General features: G+C 70.8%; 1 protein-coding gene. It reads left to right on the forward strand.

Translation table 11 applies throughout. From position 1 onward, the window contains the following. Positions 1–53: 53 nt before the first annotated feature. On the forward strand, positions 54–216 hold a 163-nt coding region (locus tag AB1L88_RS27020; protein WP_367099826.1), incomplete at its 3' end, for a DUF5996 family protein.

Below are 216 nucleotides of genomic sequence, written 5' to 3' on the forward strand. Positions count from 1 at the left end.
GACGGTGCCCCCCTCCCGCGCCGGCCATCCCAACCCTCCCGAGACCAGACCGCATGGATCACCGTCGCCGATCCCTGAGCTCCGATTGGCCCGCCCTCCCGTATCAGGGCTGGGCGACGACCGCCTCGGCCCTCCACCTCTGGACCCAGGTCGTCGGCAAGATCCGCATGGCCCAGACCCCCTGGACCAACCACTCCTGGCACGTCCCGCTGTACC

Source organism: Tautonia sp. JC769 (assembly GCF_040717455.1).
Lineage (GTDB): Bacteria > Planctomycetota > Planctomycetia > Isosphaerales > Isosphaeraceae > Tautonia.